The sequence below is a fragment of the Lacrimispora sp. genome (genome assembly GCF_047605665.1).
Lineage (GTDB): Bacteria > Bacillota > Clostridia > Lachnospirales > Lachnospiraceae > Lacrimispora.
The window spans coordinates 14,556-41,061 of record NZ_JASGFH010000029.1; the positions used below are offsets into that span (position 1 = coordinate 14,556).

The 26,506-nt window shown below is 44.3% G+C and carries 34 protein-coding genes and 1 pseudogene; 34 read left to right on the forward strand and 1 reads right to left on the reverse strand.

What is annotated here, in order from left to right; genetic code table 11:
• The first annotated feature begins 232 nt into the window (after window positions 1-232).
• The 33 genes and pseudogenes from QM657_RS18460 (at window position 233) to QM657_RS18620 (ending at window position 25,646) form a co-directional block, all read left to right on the forward strand.
• The gene (locus QM657_RS18460; protein ID WP_415068173.1) at window positions 233-1,381 is read left to right on the forward strand and encodes a hypothetical protein; all 1,149 of its coding nucleotides are present in this window, start codon (window positions 233-235) and stop codon (window positions 1,379-1,381) included.
• Between the two features lie 585 nt (window positions 1,382-1,966).
• The gene (locus tag QM657_RS18465) at window positions 1,967-2,173 is read left to right on the forward strand and encodes a hypothetical protein (protein WP_415068174.1); all 207 of its coding nucleotides are present in this window, start codon (window positions 1,967-1,969) and stop codon (window positions 2,171-2,173) included.
• 24 nt (window positions 2,174-2,197) lie between these two features.
• Entirely contained in the window at window positions 2,198-2,767 is a 570-nt protein-coding gene (locus QM657_RS18470) for a hypothetical protein (protein WP_415068175.1), read from the forward strand.
• Window positions 2,768-3,299: 532 nt separating this feature from the next.
• Entirely contained in the window at window positions 3,300-3,548 is a 249-nt protein-coding gene (locus QM657_RS18475; RefSeq protein WP_415068176.1) for a hypothetical protein, read from the forward strand.
• Entirely contained in the window at window positions 3,545-4,036 is a 492-nt protein-coding gene (locus tag QM657_RS18480; protein ID WP_415068177.1) for a hypothetical protein, read from the forward strand. The genes QM657_RS18475 and QM657_RS18480 overlap by 4 nt, the downstream gene beginning before the upstream one ends.
• Window positions 4,037-4,108: 72 nt before the next feature.
• Window positions 4,109-4,675, forward strand: a complete 567-nt coding sequence (locus QM657_RS18485) for a phage tail protein (protein ID WP_415068178.1) — start codon at window positions 4,109-4,111, stop codon at window positions 4,673-4,675.
• Between the two features lie 80 nt (window positions 4,676-4,755).
• Window positions 4,756-5,187: a hypothetical protein gene (locus QM657_RS18490; RefSeq protein ID WP_415068179.1), complete on the forward strand. Its 432-nt coding sequence runs from the start codon at window positions 4,756-4,758 to the stop codon at window positions 5,185-5,187.
• Window positions 5,188-5,277: 90 nt separating this feature from the next.
• Complete coding sequence (locus QM657_RS18495; RefSeq protein ID WP_415068180.1) at window positions 5,278-5,805, forward strand: hypothetical protein; 528 nt, start codon at window positions 5,278-5,280, stop codon at window positions 5,803-5,805.
• 297 nt (window positions 5,806-6,102) lie between these two features.
• Complete coding sequence (locus QM657_RS18500; protein ID WP_415068181.1) at window positions 6,103-6,687, forward strand: hypothetical protein; 585 nt, start codon at window positions 6,103-6,105, stop codon at window positions 6,685-6,687.
• A gap of 83 nt (window positions 6,688-6,770) precedes the next feature.
• A complete protein-coding gene (locus tag QM657_RS18505) occupies window positions 6,771-7,271 on the forward strand; it encodes a terminase small subunit (RefSeq protein ID WP_415068205.1) in 501 nt (166 codons plus the stop codon).
• Window positions 7,261-8,622 (forward strand): terminase, encoded by a 1,362-nt coding sequence (locus QM657_RS18510; protein WP_415068182.1) that lies wholly within the window; start codon window positions 7,261-7,263, stop codon window positions 8,620-8,622. The genes QM657_RS18505 and QM657_RS18510 overlap by 11 nt, the downstream gene beginning before the upstream one ends.
• Window positions 8,619-10,181 (forward strand): capsid protein, encoded by a 1,563-nt coding sequence (locus tag QM657_RS18515; protein ID WP_415068183.1) that lies wholly within the window; start codon window positions 8,619-8,621, stop codon window positions 10,179-10,181. The genes QM657_RS18510 and QM657_RS18515 overlap by 4 nt, the downstream gene beginning before the upstream one ends.
• Before the next feature lie 149 nt (window positions 10,182-10,330).
• Entirely contained in the window at window positions 10,331-11,959 is a 1,629-nt protein-coding gene (locus tag QM657_RS18520; protein WP_415068184.1) for a phage minor capsid protein, read from the forward strand.
• A complete protein-coding gene (locus QM657_RS18525; RefSeq protein ID WP_415068185.1) occupies window positions 11,925-12,083 on the forward strand; it encodes a hypothetical protein in 159 nt (52 codons plus the stop codon). Before QM657_RS18520 ends, QM657_RS18525 begins: the two co-directional genes overlap by 35 nt.
• Before the next feature lie 319 nt (window positions 12,084-12,402).
• The gene (locus tag QM657_RS18530) at window positions 12,403-13,032 is read left to right on the forward strand and encodes a hypothetical protein (protein WP_415068186.1); all 630 of its coding nucleotides are present in this window, start codon (window positions 12,403-12,405) and stop codon (window positions 13,030-13,032) included.
• Between the two features lie 13 nt (window positions 13,033-13,045).
• Window positions 13,046-13,939 carry a capsid protein gene (locus QM657_RS18535; protein ID WP_415068187.1) on the forward strand — a complete coding sequence of 298 codons (894 nt, stop codon included), beginning with the start codon at window positions 13,046-13,048 and terminating at the stop codon, window positions 13,937-13,939.
• A gap of 2 nt (window positions 13,940-13,941) precedes the next feature.
• The gene (locus QM657_RS18540; RefSeq protein ID WP_415068188.1) at window positions 13,942-14,250 is read left to right on the forward strand and encodes a hypothetical protein; all 309 of its coding nucleotides are present in this window, start codon (window positions 13,942-13,944) and stop codon (window positions 14,248-14,250) included.
• Between the two features lies 1 nt (window position 14,251).
• Complete coding sequence (locus QM657_RS18545) at window positions 14,252-14,638, forward strand: hypothetical protein (protein WP_415068206.1); 387 nt, start codon at window positions 14,252-14,254, stop codon at window positions 14,636-14,638.
• 96 nt (window positions 14,639-14,734) lie between these two features.
• Window positions 14,735-14,980: a hypothetical protein gene (locus QM657_RS18550; protein ID WP_415068189.1), complete on the forward strand. Its 246-nt coding sequence runs from the start codon at window positions 14,735-14,737 to the stop codon at window positions 14,978-14,980.
• Entirely contained in the window at window positions 14,980-15,360 is a 381-nt protein-coding gene (locus tag QM657_RS18555) for a hypothetical protein (RefSeq protein WP_415068190.1), read from the forward strand. Before QM657_RS18550 ends, QM657_RS18555 begins: the two co-directional genes overlap by 1 nt.
• The gene (locus QM657_RS18560; RefSeq protein WP_415068191.1) at window positions 15,360-15,767 is read left to right on the forward strand and encodes a minor capsid protein; all 408 of its coding nucleotides are present in this window, start codon (window positions 15,360-15,362) and stop codon (window positions 15,765-15,767) included. Before QM657_RS18555 ends, QM657_RS18560 begins: the two co-directional genes overlap by 1 nt.
• Window positions 15,751-16,227, forward strand: coding sequence for a phage tail tube protein (locus QM657_RS18565; protein WP_415068192.1), 477 nt, complete (start codon window positions 15,751-15,753; stop codon window positions 16,225-16,227). The genes QM657_RS18560 and QM657_RS18565 overlap by 17 nt, the downstream gene beginning before the upstream one ends.
• Window positions 16,228-16,241: 14 nt before the next feature.
• Window positions 16,242-16,538: a hypothetical protein gene (locus QM657_RS18570; protein WP_415068193.1), complete on the forward strand. Its 297-nt coding sequence runs from the start codon at window positions 16,242-16,244 to the stop codon at window positions 16,536-16,538.
• Window positions 16,539-16,548: 10 nt separating this feature from the next.
• A pseudogene (locus QM657_RS18575) lies at window positions 16,549-16,869 on the forward strand (Gp15 family bacteriophage protein); the annotation flags it as partial.
• Between the two features lie 15 nt (window positions 16,870-16,884).
• Complete coding sequence (locus tag QM657_RS18580; RefSeq protein ID WP_415068194.1) at window positions 16,885-20,094, forward strand: hypothetical protein; 3,210 nt, start codon at window positions 16,885-16,887, stop codon at window positions 20,092-20,094.
• Window positions 20,095-20,108: 14 nt separating this feature from the next.
• A complete protein-coding gene (locus tag QM657_RS18585; protein WP_415068195.1) occupies window positions 20,109-20,486 on the forward strand; it encodes a hypothetical protein in 378 nt (125 codons plus the stop codon).
• Window positions 20,486-22,720: a hypothetical protein gene (locus tag QM657_RS18590; protein WP_415068196.1), complete on the forward strand. Its 2,235-nt coding sequence runs from the start codon at window positions 20,486-20,488 to the stop codon at window positions 22,718-22,720. Before QM657_RS18585 ends, QM657_RS18590 begins: the two co-directional genes overlap by 1 nt.
• On the forward strand, window positions 22,698-23,096 hold the full coding sequence (locus QM657_RS18595) for a hypothetical protein (RefSeq protein ID WP_415068197.1): 399 nt from the start codon (window positions 22,698-22,700) through the stop codon (window positions 23,094-23,096). Before QM657_RS18590 ends, QM657_RS18595 begins: the two co-directional genes overlap by 23 nt.
• Complete coding sequence (locus tag QM657_RS18600) at window positions 23,097-23,540, forward strand: hypothetical protein (protein ID WP_415068198.1); 444 nt, start codon at window positions 23,097-23,099, stop codon at window positions 23,538-23,540.
• 2 nt (window positions 23,541-23,542) lie between these two features.
• Window positions 23,543-24,745, forward strand: coding sequence for a glycine-rich domain-containing protein (locus tag QM657_RS18605; RefSeq protein WP_415068199.1), 1,203 nt, complete (start codon window positions 23,543-23,545; stop codon window positions 24,743-24,745).
• 17 nt (window positions 24,746-24,762) lie between these two features.
• The gene (locus QM657_RS18610; protein ID WP_415068200.1) at window positions 24,763-25,074 is read left to right on the forward strand and encodes a hypothetical protein; all 312 of its coding nucleotides are present in this window, start codon (window positions 24,763-24,765) and stop codon (window positions 25,072-25,074) included.
• Window positions 25,075-25,077: 3 nt separating this feature from the next.
• On the forward strand, window positions 25,078-25,215 hold the full coding sequence (locus QM657_RS18615; RefSeq protein WP_415068201.1) for an XkdX family protein: 138 nt from the start codon (window positions 25,078-25,080) through the stop codon (window positions 25,213-25,215).
• A gap of 5 nt (window positions 25,216-25,220) precedes the next feature.
• Complete coding sequence (locus QM657_RS18620) at window positions 25,221-25,646, forward strand: holin family protein (protein WP_415068202.1); 426 nt, start codon at window positions 25,221-25,223, stop codon at window positions 25,644-25,646.
• Window positions 25,647-25,864: 218 nt separating this feature from the next.
• Here the strand turns inward: QM657_RS18620 and QM657_RS18625 are convergent, their stop codons facing one another.
• On the reverse strand, window positions 25,865-26,080 hold the full coding sequence (locus QM657_RS18625) for a helix-turn-helix domain-containing protein (protein ID WP_415068203.1): 216 nt from the start codon (window positions 26,078-26,080) through the stop codon (window positions 25,865-25,867).
• A 206-nt stretch (window positions 26,081-26,286) separates the two neighbouring features.
• Here QM657_RS18625 and QM657_RS18630 point away from each other — a divergent pair.
• Window positions 26,287-26,506 (forward strand): hypothetical protein (locus tag QM657_RS18630; protein ID WP_415068204.1); only part of this gene is annotated, 220 nt, incomplete at its 3' end.

Consider the following 26,506-nt stretch of genomic DNA (forward strand, 5'->3'; position numbering starts at 1 on the left):
TAAGAATTATAATTTCTCTAAGTGCACTAATTCTTACATATTGGCTATGAGCTCAAATTTTAGAGAGGAGCAAATAGCTGATATGAGAGAATTTGTGAAAAAGATACTTATGAAGTTTTTATTGTTTGGGTTTATTGAATTAATAAAAGCAATTATTAACAATTTATAGTACATAGAAAGGAGGCTGGAGCGGTGGCCACCGTGACAGGGTATCCTGGCTCCTTTCAAAAAAATGGAAAAGAAAGAATTAACCACAGAAGAGTGGAAGGCTGAAAAAAAGAAAAAGAGGGCACAGTTTACTGCAATGCAGAATCTCCCCTATGAGGTAAAGATCAAACGGGCGGAGCAGAGAGCCCATGAGTTTATAGCAGAATTGGATCAACGGGGATTAAATGCCCATGTAAGCGTAGGAGGTCTTGATAGTATAATCTTGTATTTGTGGCTTAAGAGCATCGGAATAGATGCACCGGCCGTGTCTGTATCTTCTTTGGAAGATGCCAGTATTAGAAGAATACATAAGGCCCTGGGAATTATATCTATTGCACCAGGAAAATCAAAGGTAGAAGTTTTAAATGAGGTGGGATTTCCGGTTATATCGAAAAAGATAGCTGGACGCATTGATACACTTCAACACCCTACAGAGAAGAATAAGACTGTTCGTCATGCAATCATTACCGGGGAATGCGGAGCACAAGGGCACTTTGCCAAGAACAGCCGAATGAAGTTGCCACAGAAATGGTTAAATAAGTTTGGAGGATATGAAAATGAGAATGAAGGTGTAAATTACCAGATGCCGGATTTCCTTGTTTCAAACAAGTGTTGCCTGTACATGAAAGAACAGCCATGCGATAAGTGGGCCAAAGAGCATAAAAGCTGTCCTTTCCTTGGCCTGATGGCGAGTGAAGGAGGCCAGAGAGAAGAGGCCCTTATAGATCATGGGTGTAATTACTTTGGAAAGACAGTAATCCGAAGCGCCCCATTTGCGCCATTTTTGAGAGATGACATACTGCGACTTGGTTTAGAAATGGATAAGGAATGGAAGAACGGTGGAAGAGAAAAGGCACAGGAGCAGGCAAGGAAAGAAGGTTGGTTTAAGAACGGGGATCATTTCCCGGAATCAATCATACCGGAGATTTACGGCTCTATAGAGAAGAATGAGAAGGGATTGCTTTATACTACCGGGGCTCAGCGTACTGGCTGTAGCATGTGTGGTTTTGGTATCCACCTGGAAAAGCGTCCTCATAGGTTTGATAAGCTGAGAGAACGGAATCCAAAGGAATGGGAGTTCTGGATGTACAGATGTTGTGTAGATAAAGAAACCAGTGAGAGATTCGGCTGGGGCAAGGTACTGGATTACATAGGGGTTGGCTGGGAAGATTAACCGGAAATGTTAATCTGTAAAGGAGAAGGGGCCGGCAAGAGGTAATCTTACCAACTGAGAGTGAAAAGAGATATATGTATAAAGGCTTCTGCCTATTTGTGAAAGGAGACAAAATGAAAACGATACAAAAAAACTATTATGTGTGTGAAACTTGTGGAAAAACATCTCAATCAGAAACAAAAATTGAGGAGTGTCAGAAAAACCATAGGCGCATTACAGATGATTGCGAAATCGAACAGATTTTCAATAAAGGAAAGCAGCAACCGCGCTTACTGATCGTGCACTGTCCTGATGGTGAGGTTATGCAGTTCGTAAATAATAACCGGTCATATGTTTAGTTGGGAGAAGGAGAAATGAAATCATTATTACACTACCCCGGCAGCAAGAAACGGATCGCATCCTGGATCATCGAAGAATATGAGGAGCCTTTGGAGGAGTAAATCAGAATTTCTCGGATTAGGATTGGACGGCTTAAAGGGTAACCGATAAGCGGATTATAAGATATGCCTGCTGAGATACGGTACAGTGGCGACATAACTCTTACGGGAGGTGACCGTGGTTCTTATACGTCCAATTAGGATTTTCGTGAAGAAGAAAGAGAGGGAGGTTAAAATGCTGACAGTAGGAGAATGGGTTGACAAGACTCATGAAATAGCAGATACCCTGGAACATAAGGCTAAGATACAGCATACCAAAGAAGTTGAAAGAGCGACGGCTTATAGAGATGGATACATACAGGCATGTGAAGATTATGCTAAAGAAATGCGCCATGCAATAAGCCATAATCAATGATAACTCTTTTATACTGGGAAGGGAGTGAGTGATATAAAGACCGAGGAAACAGCAGCACTTGAACGGTCAATAAGATTAGCAACTTATAAAATGGGTACGTTTGGGTGCTTTGAGGTGACAATAGGCTTTGGCGGTTCGGAGCGTGTTGACTACATGACCTATGACACAAAAGGTATTTTCCGTTGTTATGAAATAAAGGTTTCAAAATCTGACTTCCATAGCAAGGCTGCAAAAAGTTTCGTGGGACATTACAATTTTTATGTCATGCCTCAAAACCTGTATAATGCAGTAAAAGATGAGATTCCTCCTCATATTGGAGTTTATACAGGCGGTTATTGTGTGAAAAGAGCCAAGAAGCAGCAGCTAAGTGTACCGGAAACCATACTGAAAGATAGTATGATACGTTCTCTTCATCGTGACAGTGACAAACTGTACAAGACAGAAAGCGAAGATATATTAAATAGGCTTTATACGGAAATAAGGCACCTTAAAAGCGATCAGAGAGAAACACAAAAAGATTATAACAGGCTTTACCGTGCGGTTTTACAAAAGTACGGAATTAATGAATTGAGAATCCTGGAGGAAGTTGATTAATAAAACTAGGGTTTCCGGGATTACCAGAGGAAGGAGAAGCCATGTGTAAATATTGTGAGAAAGTAATTGCTATTGGAAAGCATGTCAAAGAAGCGATAGAATGCGAACTTATGGAAAACCTACCAATCATTGATGATTTCAGCGAAAAGCTTATCGAAAGTGATGGAGATAATCCAGTGCAATACATACGCAAGTACGAAAATAGGTATAGTCTGATAACAGAACTTGCGGACGACGAAGGAACAGTTCTGTTGCTGCCTATCAATAATTGCCCTATGTGCGGTAGGACGCTAAACTGAAATTTTAAGGAGTGATAAATTGAGAAAATCATCAAAAGAGCGCCGGGAGGAGCAGGCGCAGGTACATAGAATCACCATGGCGGAGGCTGCCATGTCAATAAAGAGCCCCAATAGCCTCCCCCTCTCCGCACGTTTACCGCTTTATGCATATTCGAGCTTATGTCCTGATTCGTCCCTGCGGACCTCTCCGGCCTGTACAGCGGCATATCTCAGGGTGAGAAGGGAGCGGGAGAATGGGAGCTAAGAAATTGTACGCCATGTATGCCGATGGAACGAAGGTAGGTGAGTACAGTTCCAGGGAGATTGCAGGTCTCCTGAAGATTCGGCAGGAAATTGTTTCGAATTATTCAGACACTGGGTTGCTATATAAAGGGCGATTTTTATTTGATACAGTTTGTGAAGGAGTCGGGAAAACCAGGAAGGAGCCGCTGCTTAAGGAGTGGGATGAGGTTAGACTGAGGATATTGACAGTAGGGAGGTGACTGAAATAGATAAAGACATTTTGATTGAGTATTCCGATGCCCTGGCCAGAGTGAAGCTTCTTCGGGAGCAGTTGCAAAAGAAGCAGGATCATCTGGACAGGCTAAGGGAACGGGGATATGTAGTGGCTGATACCGTAACCCTGGGGAAACGAGGCAAGAAGCCCTTGGGGACAGCGGTAATCGTTGGGTATCCGATCCCGGAGTCTCAGAGAGCGTCCAGGGCCTATGAAAGAAGTTACGCCCTCCTGATGGACGAGGAACAGGAGCTTCTGGAGCTGATCGGACGGGTGGAGGAATACATAGCGGGGATTGATAAGGTGGAGATCCGAAATATCATGACCCTGTACTATGTGGAGAATATGAACTGGGTTCAGGTGGCTCATAGAATAAATGATCTGTACAAGGAACAGATATTCAAAGGAAAGATGAAATGTTATACGGATAGTAGCTGTAGACAGAAACATGATAGGTTTTTGGAAAAAGATTGAAAACGGCGGTTACGGCGGTTTTTTAGTGATATTATTTAAGCTGGGAAACAAAAAAACAAGGAGGTAAAGTTTATGCAAGATAGATTTTGTTTACAGATGGTAAGTTGTGATGAGGGCTGCGGTGGCAATGGAAATGGTGGTGGCGATAGCACACCGATTGGAACCGTAATTTCCTATATGGGAACTAAGGCGCCCGCTCATTACTTGGTATGTGATGGGGCTATTTATAACATCGCTGATTATGAAGGTTTTTCCCAATTTATAAAAGATGAATTTGGATCATTTGACTTCTTCGGAGGTGACGGAATTACAACCTTTGCCGTACCTGATTTGAGAGGCGAATTTCTTCGCGGTACTGGAGTGTCTTCAAATAATACTGGAGCTGGTGCTTCTGTTGGTACTCACCAGGACCCTACTTTTATAACGGATTATGGCAGAACAGATGGAAAGATTCAATTAAATACATCTTTAAATAGTACTACAGGTACGGAATATGCATTAAACAAAGACTTTACTACAAAAAGAACGGGATACCTTGCACTTACAACATCGTACGTTGCATCCCCAGCAGATGGATTAGGGTCTTTTTCTACTAGACCCACTAATACCGCAGTTTTATATTGTATTAAGTACGAATAAAACACTGCTAATAGCGTACTACTTGGCAGTTGATGTTTAGATATAGATCAGATTATTAAAAACAAAGGAGAAATACAAATATGTGTAATGATGAAAAAAGAAGCTGCATTACAATTAATTGTGGATGTTGCGAAGAAAACGGTGGTGAACCTGTAGAGAATGTTTATTCTACGGAAGAGACAGTATGCGGTACATGGATTGACGGTAAGCCGATTTATCGGAAGGTGATTTCTGGGAAGCTTCCGGTCGACAGCGCTGAAAAATATGCGTTTGCAAATGTTTCTGATCTTAAGGTTGATAAATTAATTAATTTATATGGAAACATGGTTGATAAGTACAATAAGTTCCAAGTAGTTATGCAGACAACAATTACTCGTGCAGATGGATCTTCTGCAGCAGTAGTTATGTATTATGGTGTGGAGAACGAGTATATATACTGCTTTTTCTCAAATAATAGAGGGGATTATTCAGGCTGCACAGCTTATGTAGTTATCGAATATACAAAGAAGTAATTCCTCCTGCGGCTGCCAGGTTTAACTGCTTGGTAGCCACATTTGATCAAATATCTGACCACGAACGAAAATGGAAGTGAGGATTTATTTATGGATGAAAAGAAATGTTGTACTGTAATCAATAATCAGTATTATGGGTGTTGTAGATGTGGAGATAGCTCAGACACGGATACATCTATACCTGTTCCGTTCAGAGCGCTGAAATATATGCAGCTTGAAGCGGGTAAGCAGAGTATTATAACAGCAGAAAAAAAGATTTATTTTAATAACAAATCTTTTGGGGATTTTGAACTAACCGCTGAGGGCGCAGTGATATTGAATCCGGGAGTTTATCTAATGTTTTTGAACTGCCAGATTGCCACAAATGCTGAGCTGGCATATGTGAGCCTATCGTTCCATGATTTAGTTAGCGGTAAAGACGTTGAGGGGTATACATGTTCAAGAATAACTCCAACTCATATTGTTAGCACATCAGGATCTGAAGGGTTAGGGATTATAAGGTTTACTGAAAAAGTTGAACTGTGCATCAATGGTGTTTATGTGGAGAGAGATCCAGCCATAGAAGATGTGTATGCATCGATCATTCGGATTGCAGAGTTGCCGACCACAGAAGCATAGATTTAATAATGAAATTACGGCTGCCAGGCATAACAGCTTGGCGGCTGACTACAGTTCTTTGTTTCCTGGTTTCTTTGAGCATCTGTTGAAAAGCCAAACAAAAACCGGGCACGGAACGCATGATGGCAGCTCCCATCCCCCTGAGGGAGATCCCGGTTCAACTCCGGGGGGTTTCCGATTGGTTTTCAGCTATAGGTACCCTCCTTTTTGAAAACGCCTGTCGATTTTTAGTTGACGGGTGTTTTCTCTTGGTAAAATATGGTGTATGATGGAAGAAAAAATAGGGGAGGAGAAAATATGAGTAGCGGGTTAACTATGTTATTAACCGTGAGTTCGCCAAGTATTATAAACAGTGGACGGGTAAGGCTTGATTCTAGTATCACATTAGCTATAATTGTGGCCTTAATGTCACTGGTTGCGCCTATATTTGTTGCAGTGATAAACAATACGTCTCAGGCGGACCAGCGGAGAAAAGAGCACGAGCATGAGCTGAAGAGACGGGAGCAAGATTTAAATGCTGAAATGGAAAGACAAAAAATTGAATACGATTATAAAATTCAGACGCATAAATATGATTCATATTACAAGAATCAAACTGTAATATTTGAGCAATTGCTTAATGATGTTGGAGATTATTTGAGCGATATGGAAAGTTTAAGTAAATATTCTGTAGCATTGTCTAGCATTTATAAAGCTCAGGCATATACAGATGGAACCTTATCCGAAGAATTAAAGTATCTCTGGGGTGAAATCGTAATGACAAGTAAAGGAGAAAGCAGGAATGATAGAGACAGTGCGCACAGTAATGCCCTTTCCCAATTAAGTGAAGTAGCAAGCATGATAAATCTAGTTTTAAAGCGAAATGCAAAAATAGATATTTAAATCGACTAAAGAGACAGCCAACCTCGTCTCTTTTTTAATATAGAAAAACAGCCAGATAGGAAGGTGAGGTGAGCCTGATGGCATTGACCAAGAAACAAAAATTATTTGTAGAAGAATACCTGATTGATCTTAATGCTACTCAGGCCGCTATAAGAGCGGGATATTCTTCTGATACGGCAAAAGTGATTGGTTCTGAGAACTTAACAAAACCTGACATTCGCACACGTATAGACAAAGCCATGGCGGAGAGGTCCCGGCGCACTGGTGTAAATTCTGATCGGGTAGTGCAGGAACTGGCTAAGATAGCCTTTGTGAATGCCGTGGATGTAATTGATCCCAAAACAGCAACTGTAAAAGAAGGTGCCCTTCCGGAGGATACAGCTGCGATTCTTTCAGTAAAGGTTAAGACCTTCGGGGAAGATGGCCTTGAAAGAGAAATCAAGATGGCCGACAAGATCAAGGCTCTGGAACTCTTGGGTAAGCACATGGGAATGTTCAAGGAAAAGGTGGACCTCACAGTGCAGACATCCCAGAAGCTTGACGATATCATGTCCCAGATGGGTGGTGAGGGCCTTGAAGAGTAGCAGCTTTCCTTTGTCCCAGAAATATCTTGATTTCATAAACACGGTAGCCGGAGTAGATGCGGACTTCTTGGAGGGAACTACTGCCAGCGGTAAAACCACGGTAGGGGCCGGAGTTAAGTTCATGCGTATGGTAAGCCGGAGCAGTAAGAAACTCCATATTATCGCATCTAAAACTACCGGTACAGCTGAAAAAAACGTGATCCAGCAGGACAATGGAATCCTGGATATTCATCCAGGGGCCAGATATTACGGAAATGGGGATAAGGATTACAAAATCCCCCATATTGTGTTTGAAGGGAAGATCATCTTTGTTCTGGGATATGATAACCGGGATAAATGGGAGCTGGTCCTTGGCTCACAGTTTGGTTGTGTCTACATTGACGAGATTAATACGGCCAACATTGATTTTATCCGAGAGGTTTCCACCAGAAACGATTACCTCATGGCCACTCTCAACCCAGATGACCCTAACCTCCCAGTTTACAAGGAATTTATAAACCGATCCCGGCCATATAAGAAATACGCTGCAGATGTGCCGGAAGAGATTATGGCAGAGCTTACGGAAGCACCAGTACCAAAGTGGAGGTACTGGTTTTTTACGTTCCGGGACAATCTTTCTCTGTCGGAGGAGGACATAGAGAAGAAGATCCGATCAGCTCCTCCGGGAACAAAGCTGTATAAGAATAAAATCCAGGGCTTAAGAGGAAAAGCAACCGGCCTGATCTTCCCCAACTTTGACCGGAAAAAGCATGTGGTCAGTAAGGCCTGGATAAAACAGCAGATTGAATCCGGAAAGATAAAGGTCAGGAAATTTTCGGCGGCACTGGATACCTCTTATTCCAGTAAAAGCCCGGACACCATTGCCATGATCTTCCAAGCCATCACGATGGATCGTAAGGTCATTATCCTTGATGAGAAGGTGTACAGCAACGCCGATCTGTCTATCCCACTGGCTCCATCAGACACGGTTGTGAAGTTCTTGGATTTCCTAGAAAGGAACCGAAAGGAATGGGGTCTTGCAAAAGATGTCTTCATCGACTGCGCAGATCAGGCAACGATCACGGAGTTGAAAAAATATAAGCGCCTGAAAGGCTGCCTGTATAATTTCCATGACTCATACAAAAAAGTGGAGATTATAGACCGTATTAACTTCATGTTAGGCTGGATCACACAAGGCTGTTACCTGGTTGCGGACACCTGTACGGAGCATCCGGGGGAGCTTGACCGGTATTCATGGCAGGAAGATAAAGACGAACCAGAGGACCGCAACGATCACACGATCAATGCCAGCCAGTACGGGTGGATTCCGTACCGGAATTTAATAGGATTTGAGGAGGAAGAAAAGAAATGAGGTGGGCAACAGTATTGAGCGATAATATAAAAAGAGGGATTCGTAGCTGGCTCCAAATTCAGCCAAGTGGAGGAACTTCCATACAGATAAATGAGATTATGGACTTTGAACTTCACGCAATTAGGAATCGCATCTGGTACCGGGGAGACGGAAACGAACTGGAGCAGCTTTACAGTAGTGTAAATGAATATGCTGATAAGTATAAATTCTGGGCCTCCAAGTGTACACCGGGAATGGAAATGCGAAAAATCCATACTGGACTGCCGGGCCTGATTGTTCGTATTCTTTCCGGAATCGTCTTGGCAGATATGAATGATTTTGAATTTGCAGTGCCAGCGCAGGAACTACTATGGAAAGAAATCGAGAAAGAAAATAAGTTCCGGAAGGCCCTGGAGAAGTCTTTGAAAGAAGTACTGTATATCGGTGATGGGGCTTACAAGGTCACGATCAATACTGCTCTGAGTAAGTACCCAATCCTGGAATGGTATCCAGGGGAACGGATAGAGATTGTGGAGGAGCATGGCCGTCTAAAAGAGGTGGTCTTTAAGACTCCTTACATGGACCACCGACAGCAGTATGTATTGTATGAGCATTATGGCCGCGGTTATATCAGAAGTGAGCTTTACCGTGGAGATCATCAGGTGGACATTAAAACCATAGAGGCCACAAAGAATATTTCCAACTGGGAGTTTGATAAGTCCGTTATGCTGGCCGTTCCTCTGAAAGTATACGAAAGTACGAAATGGGAAGGTCGCGGTGGGTCTGTTTTTGATGGAAAGCTGGACAGTTTTGACGCCTTTGACGAGGCCTGGAGTCAGTGGATGGACGCGCTCAGGGCAGGACGGGCAAGGACATACATCCCGGAATCCTACATACCCAGAGATCCCCGGACCGGTGAACTGTTAAGGCCTAATCCGTTTGATAACCGCTTTATTGCTGGTGATGACAATATGGGCGAGGACGGAAAAAACACAATCAACACGGAACAGCCGGGCATCCCTCATGAAAGTTATCTTGCCAGCTATGTAACGGCTCTAGACCTTTGTTTACAAGGAATTATATCCCCCAGTACCTTGGGTATTGATGTGAAAAAGCTGGATAATGCAGAAGCCCAGAGGGAAAAGGAAAAAGCCACTCTTTATACAAGAAATGCGATTGTGGAAGCGCTGCAGGAAGAACTTCCAGAGGTTATTGCGGTTTGCATTAATGCATATCACATCTTGCTTGAGCAACCCTTGGAAGAGGTGAAGGTGGAAATACCTTTCGGAGAATATGCGAATCCTTCCTTTGAAAGCCAAGTGGAAACCATGTCAAAGGCCCGGCCAGGATATCCGGTCATGAGCATAGAGGCCCAGGTGGAGGAAATGTGGGGAGACAGCAAAGATGAGGAATGGAAGGCGGAAGAGGTAAACCGGTTAAAGGCAGAACTTGGAATTGCAGAGGTAGAAGAGCCGAGCTTAAACATGGAAGGGGTGAAGATTGATGAAGGTGAAAGTAATGAGCCGCCTATACAGGATGAGCCAGGCGAAATACCAGGGGCTGCTGCAGGTAGCCAGTGAGCAGGTTCCATTTGGGATATACGCTATTGAAAAAAAGGATTATGCGGAGCTCAGGTGTGATAAATGTAAGAGCGCCACCAAACTGAAAGAGCTCACCCGGCAATTCAGATCCCAGGGATTTAAGGTTCTGGCAAATGGTAGATAAGCCTATGAATGAATATGATATTTCTGCGGCCTTTGAAGCCATAGAGCAGGATCTGATTGCCTCCATGATCCGGAACATGGACCGCCACCATGCGGAGGAAGTAGAAGAAGGATTCGAATGGGCTATGTGGCAGGTGGAGCAGCTAAAAGCCTTAGAGAAGTATAAGCTGGAGAATCAAAAGAAATACAGTAAGCAGTTTAAAAGTATTAATGCTCAAATGGGGGAACTGATATGGCACTCTAGGCAAAAGGGAGGCATGGAGCAGGAAGCTCAGATCCTTCGCGCCATTAAAAATGGATTCAAGAGCTATAAGCCCGCTTCAGCAGCCATGCAGGCAGAATTTTTCAAGTTGAATACCCGGAAGCTGGAAGCTCTGATCAACGCAACTACTCATGATATGAAAAAAGCTGAAACAGCAATCCTGCGCAGGGCCAATGACCAGTATCGCAAGGCTATTTTTAATGCTCAGGTATATGCCAATTCCGGAGCCGGGACCTATGAAAAAGCAGTGGACATGGCTATCAAGGATATGCTTTCCCGTGGCCTGGCCTGCGTAGAATATAAAAACGGCACCCTCCACACCTTGGAAGACTACGCAGATATGGCTATCAGGACAGCCACTAAGCGGGCATATTTACAGGGCGAGGGTGAGAAGCGTCAGGAATGGGGGATATCCACTGTCATAATAAATAAACGTGGAAATCCATGTCCTAAGTGCTTACTCTTTGTGGGGAAGGTCCTGATTGACGATGTATGGTCCGGAGGAAAGGCCAGTGACGGCCCATATCCTTTAATGAGTTTAGCTATAAAACGAGGCCTGTATCACCCAAGATGCAAGGATAGCCACGGCACCTATTTCCCAGGGATTTCTACAGCGGAAGATACCTGGACAAGGAAAGAGCTGGATTCTATTGGACAGAAATATAAGCAGGAACAGGATCACCAATATGCTAAACGGCAGGCCGATAAGTTCGGGCGCCTGGCAGAGCATTCCCTGGATCCTGAGAATAAAAAGAATTATGGAAGAAAAGAAAAAGAGTGGAAACAGCGACTTGCTAAGTATCAACAATCTGATATAATAAAGACAGATGGCTGGTCCAATGAAGCGATAGACAGACGAAGGCTTGATGAGGCTTCCATTGCTGGCCATAAGAGCGAATATGGTATATTGTATGATGCTTCCGGTAATCGACTATTCAAGAAGCATGGTGGAAAACATGAGATTGTTTATACGCCAGAGGAGGCCTTATTAATGAGAGGTGGAGTCCTGACACACAATCACCCCGAAGGCGCAACCTTCTCTCCTGATGATATTAGTGTGCTTGGTGATACGGGACTTTCGGAGTTGCGGGCTATTGGACGTGATGGAATCTATGTACTAAAACAACCCAAAGAATGGCCAGAGGCCATTAATACGTTAGAGAAGATGTACAAGGAATATGAAGACATTCAAAAAGCGCTGGAAAAGGATATGCATGAAGAATATTTGTCAGGCAGAATCAATACTAATCAAGATTATTCCATTGAATATCAGAAACGAATCGTAGAGCAGTTAACAGATAAATTTGGCTTAACCTATTTTAAGGAGGCAGGTAGGAGTGGGAGAAAAAAGAGTAAAATTTGGCGAAGTTGATAGGCCATTTAGTGAATATCCCAAAGGAACAGTATTTGTTCAATCGGATAATGTGTTTATCCCTCTGCCATCAAAGGAAGAAATAGAAGAATATAAGAAAAAGAAGGAATCCACCAGTCAGTAAAATGGCCGGTGGTTTTTTGTTGTGGCCGTCGCAACAGAAAGGAGGGGTATCATGGCAATGGGTGCTCAGATTACGGCTATCATCTGTATTACTGTCTTGATAGCTTTAAAAATGCTATTAGATTCCATTGAAAAGAACAAGAAAAGGTAAGGCGATCAGATTATCTTCCTTTGAGGCGCGGGGTCATGCGTCTTATTTTTATGCCCGAAGGCGCTATAAACTACGGTGAGACACACCGCTATCAACTGTTCAAGTGCAGACAGCACATTAAAAACTGTACGATGGAGACACCATTTTAACTGTGAAAGGAGACTATAAAATGAGATTTGGAAGATTTATGATGCCGCTGTTTGAGGCTGACGGGGGACAGGGAGGATCAGGAGGGGCACCGGTGTCTACTCCAGCTACTGCTCCAGTGCCCACCCAGCAAACAGCTCAGGCGCCCGCTATTGATTATGATAAAATAGCCCAGCTAATAGCAGGAAAGCAAGCGGCCACAGAAGACAGTGTCCTGAAAGGATATTTAAAACAGCAGGGCCTTAGCCAGGAGGAAATGACCCAGGCCATAGCGGCATTTAAGGAGCAGAAAGCAGCTTCTCAGCCGAATGTGAATGCTATTCAGATACAGCTTACGCAGGCGCAGGAAACAGCTCGTCAGGCTATTATTGAAAATGCGGCCACTTTGGCAGCAATCGGGCTGGGAGTTGATGTAAAAACAGTTCCCTATGTCCTTAAGATAGCAGATTTGAGTCAGGCCATGGGTCAGGACGGCAAGATCAATGACGAAGCTATGAAAAATGCCTTAAACAAAGTGCTGGAAGACGTTCCCGCATTGAAACCGCAGCCAGGGCAGGCTTCTGGTTTTGTTCAGGTAGGTGTACCTGGGCAGAGCGGTACTACCTCCGCAGTTGATGCGGAGCTTGATAAAATATTTGGTGTAAAACGATAGGAGGGTTTTTATTATGGCATTATTAAGTTATGTGACACAATTTCACACAAGAATTATTGATATGTATGGGCATGAACTGAAATCAAATGCACTGTACAACAGCAATCCGGATATTAAGATTGTAGGAGCAAAGGATATTAAAATCCCCCGTATTACGGTGAGTGGATATAAGGACCATGACAGGAACACTCTGGGATTTAACGGCGGAAATTATTCCAACAGTTTTGAAACCAAGTCTCTTGATCACGACAGGGATATTGAGTTTTTCATCGACCCCATGGACGTAGATGAAACGAATCAGATCATGTCAATTGCTAATATTCAGGCGAGATTTGAAAAGCGTCAGGCAATTCCGGAACTGGATTGTTATACCTTCTCAAAGGTATATTCTGAGGCTGTTAGAGTAGGAGCGGAAATCCGTACCAATGCAGTGACCAGGGCCAATATCCTGGCAGACTTTGATGACAACTGCGAAAAATTTGAAGATTTGGGTATCCCGTTATCACGCTGCATCCTGTATTGTACGGCGGCATATCGCAAAGAGTTGAAGAACGCAGAGGGCATTCAGCGGACACTTGAAGCCAATGGCAGCACCGCCATTGATCGCAGGGTGCACGGATTAGATGACCTGGGAGAGATCGTTACTGTTCCGCTTGAGAGATTTAAAACAACTTATGATTTCACCGATGGGTATAAGGCGGATGCATCTGGAAAACAGATTAACTACATCCTGATTGATCCGGAAGCACAGGTTTCCAGAGTAAAATACTCCTACATCAATGTTTATACACCGGGACATGATTCCAGGGTTGCAGACAACTATATGTACCAGAACCGTAGATTCAACGGCACTTTTGCACTGGACCAGGAGTTGAAACAGGCCTGCATCATTAACAGGGGGGCGTAAGCATGAAAGCAAAAAGAGAAAATAAGGTATACACAATCACGGAAACTGAGAAGAAGCGTTATCTTGATGACGGTTATGATATTTATGGTGATGAAGGGGAGCTGCTGGAGCACTCTCCTCTAAAAAAAATCACCGTCGCAGAACATCTGGCGACGGTTAAGTTCCTGAAAGAATCCGCAGAGGGAGCTAACAAAGCCAATGAAGCCTTAGAAATCAAAGTATCAGAACTGGAGAAAGATAATAAAGTCCTGAAAGAAAAGGTTTTAGCACTGGAGAAGGCAGCAAAAGAAAAAGCGAAAGCGGGTGAGTAAGATGCCTTACGTCCCCTATGCAACCCCAGAGTATTATAAAGAAATCTATAAAGGCAGCATAGTTCCCGATGATGAGCTTGAGAGGATTCTTCGTCAGGCCAGCCGGCATATTGATTCCCTGACCTACAACCGCATTGTGGGCCGGGGAATTTCTTCTTTGACAGAATTTCAGCAGGATGTGATCAGGGAGATTGTTTGTCTGCAGGCTGACTTTGAGTATGAAAACGCTGAAGCCATCGACACTGTCTTATCCAGCTACAGCATTAACGGAACTTCCATGCAGTTTGGACAGGGGTGGAACGTATTCACGGATAAAGGTATTGCTATGAAACGTGATGTATATGCTCTGCTCTCTCAGACAGGTCTAAGCTGCCGGTTAGCGAGGTGATCTATGAAGTATCCATGTTTGGTACCTAAAAAGTTATGTAAAACAGATATCCATGTTCATCTGGAAAGTGAGGAGCTTAATAATCTGGGTGAACCCATGTATATAGTGGACCTGGATTTAAAATGCAACTTCCAGGACCGGGCAAAGACAATCCTAACAGCAGAAAAAAAGATGGTCCGGATCGCGGGAACTGCTATGCTTTCCGGTGACATTGCCCCTGAGATTCCAAGCTTAAGCGGTGGTACGGTTACGGTGTTTGGGCGAGAGAGGCGGATTGAGCAGGGAACCAAGAACCGGAATCCTGATGGAACGGTGAACTTTTGTACTCTGGAGGTGGTTTGATGCAAGTGAAATCTACGGTAAAAATGAATTTGCCTCGTATCAAGGAGTTAACACAAGCCTCGGTGACCGCCCTGGAAATGACAGCGGAAGCATTGCATAAAGAAGTATTGCAATCTGAGATTATGCCTTTCGGGATGGGAAACTTGCAAAATGAAAGCACCTTTGTTGATAATTCTGATTCTGCCTCAGGGAAAGTACAGCTGGTGTCAAGCACACCTTATGCAAGACGGATGTATTATCATCCAGAGTATGATTTCCAAACAGATGAAAATGCCTTTGCTGGAGGAAAATGGTATGATCCATGGCTGCCAGGTGGAATTAACGAAAACTTTGCAAAAGAGGCATTTAAGAAATTTTATAAAAAGGTAGGTGATGTGTGATGCTGACCTTAAAGGATGTCAGGCAATATATTTCCGGTCTGGGTATTGCAGTAGATGATAATGTCTACACAGGAAAGCTGGACAGCAAAAAGCAGAAGTCCATTGGTGTTTACAGCCGCCCAACCTCTGGACCAGCTAACATCGCCATAGGCGGCCTTGAATGTACCACTTACGATACGAAGCCAGTTTCTCTTCTTATTCACTGGAATAAAAACAAGGATGAGACGGAGAGGGCGGCTTATAGGTTGTTTGAGAAACTAAGAAGTGTATCCAGCCTGACCATAGGAGATGCTCACGTCAATTACCTTCGCCTGATGGTTCCTGAGCCACAGGACGTTGGATCAGATGATGATAGAGTATATGAATATGTGATCTGGCTGGATTTTATTTATGAAAGGAACAGGTGATTTTATGCCAGAAGCGAAAGTGTATCCGGTTAACAATAATAAATTTAAATTTGGACTGAATGGCCTTAAGGCATCCATGGTCATGATTGCGAATTTAACGAACTTTGCCCCAAGTATTGAGGGCGGTGTGGAGGAATGGAATGCCATGGAGCATGAAGGCTGGGGGGATGCTATGATGACCAGCAAAAAATTGTCTTTTAGCTTCCAAGGAAAGCGCACCTATGGCGACCCAGGAAATGATTATATTGCCGGTCTTGCATGGAAATCCGGAAATGATGTGGTGGCACCTTTTGAATGGGAGATGCCTTCCGGTGCAAAACTGGAGTGTGATGTAATTATCAATGTAACTACTCCAGCAGGTGGAGACAGCACGGCAGTTGATGCTCTGGAATTTGAAGTGAAATGCAAGGGGAAACCCACTTTTACAGCAGCAACGGGAACTGGTGGACCAGAGGATTAAGGAGAGAATAAGAGATGGCAAAAATGATTGATATTACAGAAAAGCTGACCTTTGACGGAAATCCGTCTTTGATTATTAAGGGAAAAAAGCTGGAGGTAAACGCTGATGCGCCTACCATGCTTAGGATTATGGCACTAATGAGCGTAAATGATATTGGCCCTAAGGAGGTTGTAGAAATCTATGACATGATCTTTCCGGACAAATCCAAGAAAGAAGTTGAGAAGTTAGGTCTTAACTTCAATGATCTCATTATAGTGGTTCAGGAGGCAGTAGAGCTGATTACGAGAGACGTAAACAACCAGGGAGAGTAGTGACCCGTACTACGATTTGTTTGAAGACTGGGACTTGATTATTGCCAGCTTCCTTTCGCAGTACGGGCTGAGAATACGAACCAAAGAATTTGAATCGGTGAGCTGGGCTGAATTCAAAGCCCTGCTTTCCGGAATCGATCCGGAAACGCCTCTGGGTAGAATCGTGGCGATCAGGGCGGAAACGGACAAAAATGTAATTAAGAATTTCAATAAAGACCAGAAGCGTATTTACAATGAATGGCGCAACCGGAAGGCTGAATCTATGGCCCCTGCAGCTTATGAGCAGGAAATGGCAGATTTAGAAAAGATGTTTGCGCAATTATTCGGATAGGAGGTGGGGTAGATTATGGCAGATAGTGTTGGGCAGATAGGACTTGATCTTGTAGTCAACAAAAACAGTTTTGATGCACAAATGGCTGGCATTCAAGGCCTTGCAAAAAAGGCGGGCCTTGCCCTGGCTGCTGCTTTTTCAGTGAAAAAGATTATTGATTTTGGAAAGAGCGCGATTGAACTGGGATCTAATCTGGAGGAAGTGCAGAACGTTGTTGATGTAACCTTCCCCCAGATGTCTAAGCAAATCGACCAGTTTGCCAAGAATGCAATTACATCTTTCGGCATGTCAGAAACCATGGCCAAGAAATTTACTGGTACCTTCGGGGCCATGGCAAAAGCTTTTGGTTTTTCTGAGAGTGCTGCTTATGACATGTCCACGACCTTGACTGGGCTCGCTGGAGACGTAGCGTCCTTTTATAACCTTTCTGCTGATGAGGCATTTACAAAGCTGAAGGCGGTGTTCTCTGGGGAGACTGAAGTCTTGAAGGATCTGGGAATAGTTATGACCCAGAGTGCTCTTGACAGCTATGCTCTGGCCAATGGATACGGGAAAGTAACGGCAAAGATGTCGGAGGCTGAGAAGGTAGCCCTGCGGTATAAATTTGTACAGGATCAGCTGGCCCTTGCTACCGGGGACTTTACCAGGAACAGCGGAAGTTGGGCCAATCAAACCAGAATCCTGTCAGAGCAATTCAATGCTCTAAAGGCTGCCATCGGGCAGGGGCTTATCAATGTACTTACTCCTGTTGTCCAGGTGATCAATACGATCATTGGAAAGCTGATGAGCCTTGCAAATGCTTTTAAGGCGTTTACGGATTTAATTTCCGGAAAGAAGAGTTCTGGTGGCGGAGTATCGGCTGCAGCTGCCTCTGGCATGGAGGCGGTTACTGACGCGGCGGACAAAGCTTCCGGGGCAATCGGAGGAACCGGCGGGGCTGCCAAGAAAGCAGCTAAGGATATCAAGGGAATGTCCACCGGTATTGATGAATTAAATATCATCAGTGCACCGGATACAGGTGATTCCGGTGGCGGAGCTGGTAGTGCCGGTGGATATACTTCGGATGAATTTGACATGGGGTCCCTGGATACCTCTGGAGTGGATGAGGCTAATAATAAGTACCAGGGACTGATTGACCGTACCAAGGAATTGGCGGGACTCTTTAAGACTGGGTTCAGTATTGGTTTTGGGGATACGTCGGTACTGGACAGCATTCAAGGTTCCCTACAGAATATTAAGCAGAGTTTAAAAGATATCTTCAATGATCCGGCGGTCATGGCTTCTGCAGAGGAATTTGGGAACCGCATAGCTGTTAATCTGGGGAAAGTAGCTGGAAGCGTGGCTTCCGTTGGCGCCTCCATAGCTGATAATCTGCTGGGCGGGATCAACCTGTTCTTGGAGCAGAATAGTGGCAGGATCAAAGAGTATTTGGTATCCATGTTTGATATTGGGGGGAGCATTGCTGATATTGCCGGTAATTTTAGCGTTGCCATTGCCACAATCTTTGAATCTTTAAGAAGTGACAGTGCAAAACAAATTAGTGCTGATCTGCAAGGTATTTTTGCAGAAGCTTTTATGGGCGTGATAGAGTTGGTCGGCAAACTGACTAGGGATGTTCTGGATACAATAACAGCTCCTTTTATTCAAAACAGGGATTTAATTAAACAGACATTGGAAGGTACCTTTTCGGCAGTAGAGCCTATTTTTTCTGAGGTGAAATCCATTGTTGAAGAAGTGTTTAAAAAGCTGAATGATACTTATGATAATCATGTAAAACCTATGTTTGATTCTTTCAAACAAGGATTTACTGAGATCGGGACAAAGTTTTTAGAACTGTATAATACGCATTTCCTTCCAGTGCTGACCTATCTGTCGGAGAGGTTTCAGGATTTCAGAGAACAACACTTGTCTCCCCTAATTGATAAATTTATGGAATTTGCAGGAAAGACAGCAGATGCCATAAAAGTACTGTGGGAAACCGTTTTGCAACCATTTATTATCTGGTTTATGGAAACGGCTGCCCCGATCATATCCGGATTTATAAAAAATGTTATTGATGGATTTTTCTCATTCTTCGAGGGGGTAAGCAAAGTTGTTGATGATATTTTAACGGCTTTAGGCGGCCTGATGGATTTTATCGTAGGTATTTTTACTGGCGATTGGGAGAGGGCTTGGGAGGGAATAAAGACTTTCTTTGGTGGCATCTGGGATGCCATGAAGGATATAGTATCCCTCATAATAAATACAATAAAAGCCATCCTTAGTACCGTCCTCAGTGCGATAAAAGGCATTTGGGAACTGATTTGGAACGGCATAAAAACCTTTGCATCAAATGTTTGGGATGCTATAAAAAACAAGGCGGCAGAAATCTTTGAGTCCCTCCGGGATAAGCTGTCAGAAATTTGGGACAGTGTAAAAGCTACCATAGAAGAAAAGTGGAATGCCATCAAGGACTGGTTCGGAGAAATCTGGCAGAAAATCAAAGATGTATTCAGACTGGATGAAATGCTGGAGATCGGTAAATCCGTAATGAAGAAGCTTTGGGACGGCATGAAAGAGATATGGTCCAGTATTACGGGCTGGCTTGGTGGCATAGCCAAGGAAGTTGGAGAAGCATTTGATAAGATCGTCGATGGTGTGAAAAGTGCAGTTAAAAAAGGCAGAGAAGATACAGAGGAAAAAGAGGAGAAAAAGAGTTCTTCCGGACCAGGAAGCAGTAAGGGATATGTAAGCGGTGGCCCAGGAGATATAAAAGGCCATGCAACCGGAGGCTTTCCGACTTCCGGAAGTCTGTTCGTAGCTAATGAAAATGGCAATCCTGAAATGGTCGGCAACTGGGGAGGAAAGGCCGCTGTTGCCAACAATATGCAGATTACAGAAGGCATCACCAGGGCTGTACAGTATGGTATGAGAACTGCTATAGCGCCTCTGGTTGCCAACATCAGTAATATGGCAAGCAGCGCAACACCTCATTTGTCCCTGGTAGGCACGTCAGGGCGCAGCTTCGGCCCTGCTGATCAGGTACAGGCTATGGCAAATCAAGCTATGTCCATACATACTGAAAACATGTCAGATCATTACCTGTCTCTTATGGTGGACCTTCTTCGGAAGATCATAGAGCTGATTGAGGCTATGGACTTAACTGTAAATATTGATATTCGGGAAATTAAGAAAAAGCTGGCTGATCTTGATAGAAGGAGCGGCCACATCCTGAGAGTGACATAAAGGAGGTGATATAGATGGCAGTAATTACAATTAACGGACGGGAGTTTCCTTCTCCTGATATAGGAGGAAATTTAAGAGTAGCAACTAACGTTAGTGAGGGAAAAAGCGCCAAAGGTGAATTTATTGGACAGAGAGTGGGGAGAGATCAATACAAATTTGAAAATCTGCAGTGGAAATTCCTGGACGCTGCTACTTGGGCGTCCATGCTACAGGAATTTGATAAATTTGTTGTGACAGCTCGGATTCCGGATATGGTACATAACCGCATGATGACGATCCGCATGTATCCAGGAGATCGGACAGCCACACCAGTTGAATTTGATAAAGATGGACTACCCACTATGTATCAGAATTGTAAAGTGAATATCGTGGATTGTGGGGTGATTGAATAGTGCAGCCGGCAAGCCAGAAATACAAAGAGCTGATGCGGAGGCAATGGAGGAACCCTTTTTCCTTCCTTCGTGTAACCATCGGTCTGATCAATCAGCAGGCCCAGGCAGATGCCTTCATTCCCGAAAGGGAAAACTATACCTATTACAGCAGCTTTAAGATGCCCCTGGATAATTATGAAGTCCAGGGGCTTTATGCTACCTGCGATCAGGATTATACAACTACGAATGGCAGCATGTATTTTCTTCCCCGGAAGAGAGCGGATGTGGTTCTTAACCAAGGGATTGTATCAGAGGAGATCCTGGGGCCGATTGAGATACGGTTTCCGATTCAATATGACATCAAGGGTTTGACAGTGGAATTTGGTAAGTCCTACCCGGTGGACTTTACTATCGAATCCGATAACAACACCGTGGAGATCACCGGGAATGCCGGCGGCCACTTTGCAACGGAGGAGATATTTAATGGAGCTACCTTCCTGCGGTTTGTTCCATCGGCCATGGTAAACGGTCAGAGCCGGTTCCGGATACACATGATAACCATGGGAATTGGAATCTATTTTGACAGCCGGAAGATTCTGTCTGCGACCAAGAAAGAATACATCAGTCCGATCATGGAGGAGCTTCCTTCTATTGATTTTAGCCTGACTGTAAACAACAAAGACCGGGCCTTTGATATTGAAAATGCGGAAAGCTCTGTAAACTTTCTGGAGATCGGGCAGGATATCACGGTCTTATATGGCCAGGAGCTTGATGACGGGTCCGTGGAGTGGATTCCAGGGGCAACGGTACAATTAAAGGAATGGTCTGCTGATGATGAGGAAATGAGCTTTTCTGCAACAGATCGCTTTGACGGTATGGACGGAACCTATTATAGGGGTCTGTATCGTCCGGAGGGAATCAGCCTTTATGATCTGGCTGTTGATGTGTTTGACGATGCTGGGGTCGATTACAGAACCTATTGGATTGATCCTTATTTGAAGTCCGTAAAGGTAAATAATCCTGTTCCGGTGGTGGCCCATAAGGAAGCCCTGCAGATGATTGCCAATGCGGGCCGGTGCATTCTTTACCAGGACCGGGCGGGGAACATCTTTTTAAAGTCCAGCTTTGTCCCGGACATGGAAGCCAGTTCTGCCAATGAGACTTATTTTAGCAATGTCGGTGGAATCCTGGATAAGACGGTCAAAAAGACTTATGCCATGGCAGCGCAGGACCACACCGATATACGCCCCACACAATATTTTCTGCCAAGGCCCGGAGCAGAGGAATACTTAAATACCGGATACGTTTCTGAGGAAGTGGCAGACGGTGACGGCTTTTTTTTGACCAATCCCATGGTGGAGATCGCTTTGGAGGCATCTTATAAGTGCTTTGGACTTACTCTGGAATTTGGCCGCAACAACCCCTCTGAAATTATTTTTCATGCCTTCCGGGACGGGGAGTTGGTGGAGGATTACATCGTAACAGGCCTAACCGCAACAACAGTGATCAGCCATGAGTTTCAAGAGTTTGATCAGTTGGTGCTGGAATTTATAAAAGGCTGCCCCAATAACCGGGTGACGCTTACCAATATCACTTTTGGAGACAGTACGGACTATGTTTTTGGATACGGTCCGGAACTTATTAAAACCCCCAAGGGGACGCAGCTTCCCAAGGTGAGAGAGCTGCAGGTGATCCGGACAATTTATAGCCAGAGAGGGGAAGCCAAGGAATTGGCAAAAGAAACAATCTCCATTACCTCTGCTGACAACCGGTATACTTTTTATTTTGGAAGCCCTGTTTATGACTTATCCTGCGCCCTGGCTTCTGGAGAGGGGCAGGCGACCATTGTGGAGAGTAGCAGCTACTTTGTCACCGTGGAGATTACAGGGGCGACAGGAGCCGTTGAAGTCTCTATAACAGGCCGGGAATACAATGTAGGCCAGACCAAGATAGGCAGGCAGTTAAACCCCACCGGCAGCCTGGAGGTGTGGGAAAATCCCCTGGTGTCTGATATGATCCATGCCATAGATTTGGCTGACTGGATTGGGGACTACATGAAAGCAGATCGGGAGTATGATCTGCAATACCGCGGCGAGCCCCGGATTGATGCCAATGATATTGCATTCCTGGAGCATAAAGGCGTTCCGGATCTGCTTCTGAGGGTGTATGAGCATACTTTGAAATTTAACGGAGCCTTAAGCGGGACCGTAAAGGCAAGGAGGGATATGGGCCATGTGGCAGCAACCAAAAACTAACTGGAAAGAATCCGACTACTTTAATATAGAAGATTATAACCGTATAAAAGGAAACTTAAATGAAATCCGGTCCCAGGCTCTGATGCTCTGGCCGGATTTTGCTTATGAGGAAATGGGTTCTGACAAGACCTATCAGGATTATGGATTTCACGCAGATGAGATCAACCGGTTTGAGTCCAATGTGGACCGCATCTGTACCGGGACCTTTCCTTTCCATGTGGGGAGCCGCCAGGCATTTTACGATAACCAGCCTTTTATTGACTGGAGGGAACTGAACCGGATTGAGGAGGCCTGCAGGCTGATCTACAGCAACATTCAAAGCAGGATCAATGGCCGGAAGATGTTAGAATTTACACTGAATGGAGGTGCATTTTAAATGGGATTAAAAACAGATTATAAGGATTCTATGTACGATGGACAGCGCCGGTACCGGCTGATTCCAAATGAGGATGGGACCTACAGCATACCGGATTCAACTGTCTACACTCAGCAGGGGGATAAGTTTGGGGCGAATGATATCAACCAGACAAATAAAGAAGTCAATAAGCTGGAGGCTGTAAAGACAGTCACTCTGCCTGCTTCAGGCTGGAGTAGCTCCGCTCCCTATACTCAGACAGTGAGTGTTCCGGATATAACTGAATCTGACAGGCCCATAGTAAGCCTATATCTGCCAGATGGCATTACAGCGGCGGCAGTAAAGCTGCAAAGCAAGGCTTATGGCTGCGTGGACAGGGCGGTTACTGGCACCGGAAGTATAACAGTCTATTGCTATAACAAAAAGCCAGCGGCAGACTTCCAGATTCAGATGAAAGGAGTGTAGAAATGGCAGAATGTATTGTTTTAAAAGGTGGTGGAGATGGAGTAGACCTTGAAATGGTGACAGTTGAACCTGGCGATGTGCTTGCTGGTGAAGTTTTTATAGACAAGGAAGGAGAACCCAAGACCGGAACTATGGTGGTACAAAGTATCCTTTCTTTTAGTGCGGCCGTGTACTCGTCCACGGCGATTTCATTCACTTGGAAAAATCCTGAAAAGGGTCCGTTTTCTGGGGTCATTATTATAGGTAAGACAGGCAGCTATCCAACGAGTATTTCAGATGGGACTAGGTATTATAAAGGCTCTGGTAATAATATGGTAGCTTCAGGAAGCTCCAGTGCTACGGTGACGAGTTTTACAGGAGGAACATCCTACTATTTCCGGGCCTTTTCCTATGCAATCAAAGATGATGCGGAATGGATACATGCAACTAGCTATACTGCAACGGTAGAAACTACAAAGGGACAACAGGCATTTGCGTCATCTGGAACATTTACTGTTCCTGCTGGAGTACGCAGCGTTGATATATTCTGTGTTGGGGCCGGGGCTGGTGGTGGATACGGTGAGACTATACCATCTTGGGCTGGTAATAATGCGTCACGTTGGGGAGGTAATGGAGGGGCTGGTGGATTTACTAAGACCACTAAAGGTATCTCAGTCAATCCGGGAGACATCTTAAACATTACTGTGGGGGCTGGTGGGAATACAAGTTATTCACAGTTTAGCGGATTGCCTGGCGGGGCAACATCAGTTACCAAATCCTCTACGACCCTAATATCAGCCAATGGTGGTCAAAGTACGGGTGGAGGTTCTGGTGGTGGCACTGGTTCAACATTTTACTTGGATAGGAATGATCAACCGCAAACTCAAAACGCGAAAGTCGGAGGTCAGGATGGAGCATCCACTAGTACGAGCGCTGGTCAGGGATTTACTACTAGGGCGTTTGGTGAACCTACTGGAACTTTATATGGAGCAGGCGGAGGCGGAGGCGGTATTTGGTATGGCAACCCAAACGTGTTTCTAGGCGGAGCATCTGGCGGAGCTGTTGGGGGAGGAGCCGGGGGAACTTCTGGGTCAGGTGGGACAGCCGGATCTAATGGAACAAACGGTACTGGTGCAGGAGGCGGTGGAGGGGCGGGGAGTAGTATTGCTGGACGACCAGGCGGTAGTGGTGGTAGCGGTGTGGTTATCTTTAGATGGGGTTATTAAGAAAGGAGCTTAAAAATATGATTGTACATCAGGTTTTTGCGCAGATTTATGACGGGGAAATTAAAAATATTATTGTTTGTGACAATTATGAAATGGCTAATTGGCTGACGAGGGCATCCCATGGGGACGAGGCTTTTGCAGTTGATTGCCTGCAATATCCGTGTGGTATAGGGGATAGGTATCATGATGGAGAGTTTTACCGTGTGAATAAAGATGGAGCAGAGGAAGCAATACAGTATATTCCTACAGCAGAGCAGATGGTTCCAGTGCTCAGCGCTCAGATCGCATATATGTCCATGATGGCAGATATTGATATAGAGGGGGTATAAGCCATGAGTAAATTTGATAAGGTAAAGGGCTTTTATGAGGCAGGCCTGTGGTCCCTGGCTATGGTCCGTAATGCGGTAGGTCGCTGGATCATGGCGGAGGAATTCCGGGAGATTACCGGAGAAGAATATGAGAAAGAGTGAGGAAAATGAAAGTGAAAAGTATATTATGCACAGCTGTTGGAGTAGGCGGTAGTTTTATAGCGTCATTATTTGGGGGCTGGGATACCGGATTGGGTACCTTGGTTCTTTTTATGTGTATTGATTTTCTTTCCGGATTAGCCGTGGCCGGAATCTTCAAAAGAAGTACCAAGACTGAAACTGGTGCCCTGGAATCAAAAGCCGGCTTTAAGGGGCTCTGTCGTAAGTGCATGACCCTCCTGTTTGTCCTGGTGGCTCACCGGTTGGATCTGTCTATCGGGACGAGTTACATAAGAGATGCGGTGATCATTGGCTTTATGGCAAATGAGCTTATATCCATCGTGGAAAATGCAGGACTTATGGGAGTGCCGCTTCCTGATATTTTGGTGAGGGCCATTGACATACTTAAAAAGAAAGCAGAAGTAACCGGATAATTTGTTGCGACGTCGCAACGGTTGTGACATTACATTACAAAAATCAACACCTAATTATCTTTATAGGGTTTTAAAATGCAGTAAATAAGCCAAATTATCCTATACCTAAATCTCATTATACCCAATGTTTTCCTGTATTTTTTATTGCTTTTTAATGTCTTAGGTATACATGTAGGTATAAATTAAAAGAACCGTAGCCCCTAAAAGGTCACGGTTCTTTACTCTTCTTCATCTGGCACCCATTCCATGAGATCACCAGGCTGACAGTTAAATTCTTTGCATAGGCGGTCAATCACTTCGGAGCTCAAACTTCCACCCCCGTTCATGATAGCCGTGTAGGTGCCTTGGCTCATTAGCTTGGTCTGCTTCATTTTGTAAGATGTATATTTTCCCTCATTGAGCTTTTGAATCAGCTTATCATATTTAATTGCCATAATCTCACACTCCTTTTGGTCATCATATCAAATTATTATCACGTTTGCAAGTGCTATTTCGTCAAATAGTTTATATCACATTTTAATGTGACAAAGTGCACAAACAAACATCACATTTTATAGTGATATTGCCAGTAGAACATCACATTTTGATGTGCTATAATAAGTCCATAAGGTTGATACAACAAATCAAGGAGGACACGGCAATGACAGAGAAGATGAGAGAAAGAGTAATGGCAAACATCAAAGAAGCTAACGGAGCATTAACCGTTGAATTTTGTAACGAAGCTATTGCACAGAAAGAAAGAGTAGTTGAGTTCTGGAATAATCAGCCAGCTTGGAAACAGGGACCCTCCTGCAAGAATGCAATCGCTAACGCTAAGGCAGAGATCGAATATTTCCAGGCAGTAATTGAAGTTCTTACAG

What these genes read in the sequence shown, in the direction of transcription:
- QM657_RS18545 (WP_415068206.1), top strand. Translation starts at nt 14,252, where the DNA reads ATGCCTTACGTCCCCTATGCAACCCCAGAGTATTATAAAGAAATCTAT.
- QM657_RS18615 (WP_415068201.1), top strand. Translation starts at nt 25,078, where the DNA reads ATGAGTAAATTTGATAAGGTAAAGGGCTTTTATGAGGCAGGCCTGTGG.
- QM657_RS18495 (WP_415068180.1), top strand. Translation starts at nt 5,278, where the DNA reads ATGGATGAAAAGAAATGTTGTACTGTAATCAATAATCAGTATTATGGG.
- QM657_RS18540 (WP_415068188.1), top strand. Translation starts at nt 13,942, where the DNA reads ATGAAAGCAAAAAGAGAAAATAAGGTATACACAATCACGGAAACTGAG.
- QM657_RS18565 (WP_415068192.1), top strand. Translation starts at nt 15,751, where the DNA reads ATGAAAGGAACAGGTGATTTTATGCCAGAAGCGAAAGTGTATCCGGTT.
- QM657_RS18620 (WP_415068202.1), top strand. Translation starts at nt 25,221, where the DNA reads ATGAAAGTGAAAAGTATATTATGCACAGCTGTTGGAGTAGGCGGTAGT.
- QM657_RS18555 (WP_415068190.1), top strand. Translation starts at nt 14,980, where the DNA reads ATGCAAGTGAAATCTACGGTAAAAATGAATTTGCCTCGTATCAAGGAG.
- QM657_RS18530 (WP_415068186.1), top strand. Translation starts at nt 12,403, where the DNA reads ATGAGATTTGGAAGATTTATGATGCCGCTGTTTGAGGCTGACGGGGGA.
- QM657_RS18515 (WP_415068183.1), top strand. Translation starts at nt 8,619, where the DNA reads ATGAGGTGGGCAACAGTATTGAGCGATAATATAAAAAGAGGGATTCGT.
- QM657_RS18535 (WP_415068187.1), top strand. Translation starts at nt 13,046, where the DNA reads ATGGCATTATTAAGTTATGTGACACAATTTCACACAAGAATTATTGAT.
- QM657_RS18485 (WP_415068178.1), top strand. Translation starts at nt 4,109, where the DNA reads ATGCAAGATAGATTTTGTTTACAGATGGTAAGTTGTGATGAGGGCTGC.
- QM657_RS18605 (WP_415068199.1), top strand. Translation starts at nt 23,543, where the DNA reads ATGGCAGAATGTATTGTTTTAAAAGGTGGTGGAGATGGAGTAGACCTT.
- QM657_RS18585 (WP_415068195.1), top strand. Translation starts at nt 20,109, where the DNA reads ATGGCAGTAATTACAATTAACGGACGGGAGTTTCCTTCTCCTGATATA.
- QM657_RS18460 (WP_415068173.1), top strand. Translation starts at nt 233, where the DNA reads ATGGAAAAGAAAGAATTAACCACAGAAGAGTGGAAGGCTGAAAAAAAG.
- QM657_RS18570 (WP_415068193.1), top strand. Translation starts at nt 16,242, where the DNA reads ATGGCAAAAATGATTGATATTACAGAAAAGCTGACCTTTGACGGAAAT.
- QM657_RS18580 (WP_415068194.1), top strand. Translation starts at nt 16,885, where the DNA reads ATGGCAGATAGTGTTGGGCAGATAGGACTTGATCTTGTAGTCAACAAA.
- QM657_RS18490 (WP_415068179.1), top strand. Translation starts at nt 4,756, where the DNA reads ATGTGTAATGATGAAAAAAGAAGCTGCATTACAATTAATTGTGGATGT.
- QM657_RS18520 (WP_415068184.1), top strand. Translation starts at nt 10,331, where the DNA reads ATGAATGAATATGATATTTCTGCGGCCTTTGAAGCCATAGAGCAGGAT.
- QM657_RS18595 (WP_415068197.1), top strand. Translation starts at nt 22,698, where the DNA reads ATGTGGCAGCAACCAAAAACTAACTGGAAAGAATCCGACTACTTTAAT.
- QM657_RS18625 (WP_415068203.1), bottom strand. Translation starts at nt 26,080, where the DNA reads ATGGCAATTAAATATGATAAGCTGATTCAAAAGCTCAATGAGGGAAAA.
- QM657_RS18560 (WP_415068191.1), top strand. Translation starts at nt 15,360, where the DNA reads ATGCTGACCTTAAAGGATGTCAGGCAATATATTTCCGGTCTGGGTATT.
- QM657_RS18475 (WP_415068176.1), top strand. Translation starts at nt 3,300, where the DNA reads ATGGGAGCTAAGAAATTGTACGCCATGTATGCCGATGGAACGAAGGTA.
- QM657_RS18610 (WP_415068200.1), top strand. Translation starts at nt 24,763, where the DNA reads ATGATTGTACATCAGGTTTTTGCGCAGATTTATGACGGGGAAATTAAA.
- QM657_RS18550 (WP_415068189.1), top strand. Translation starts at nt 14,735, where the DNA reads ATGTATATAGTGGACCTGGATTTAAAATGCAACTTCCAGGACCGGGCA.
- QM657_RS18600 (WP_415068198.1), top strand. Translation starts at nt 23,097, where the DNA reads ATGGGATTAAAAACAGATTATAAGGATTCTATGTACGATGGACAGCGC.
- QM657_RS18500 (WP_415068181.1), top strand. Translation starts at nt 6,103, where the DNA reads ATGAGTAGCGGGTTAACTATGTTATTAACCGTGAGTTCGCCAAGTATT.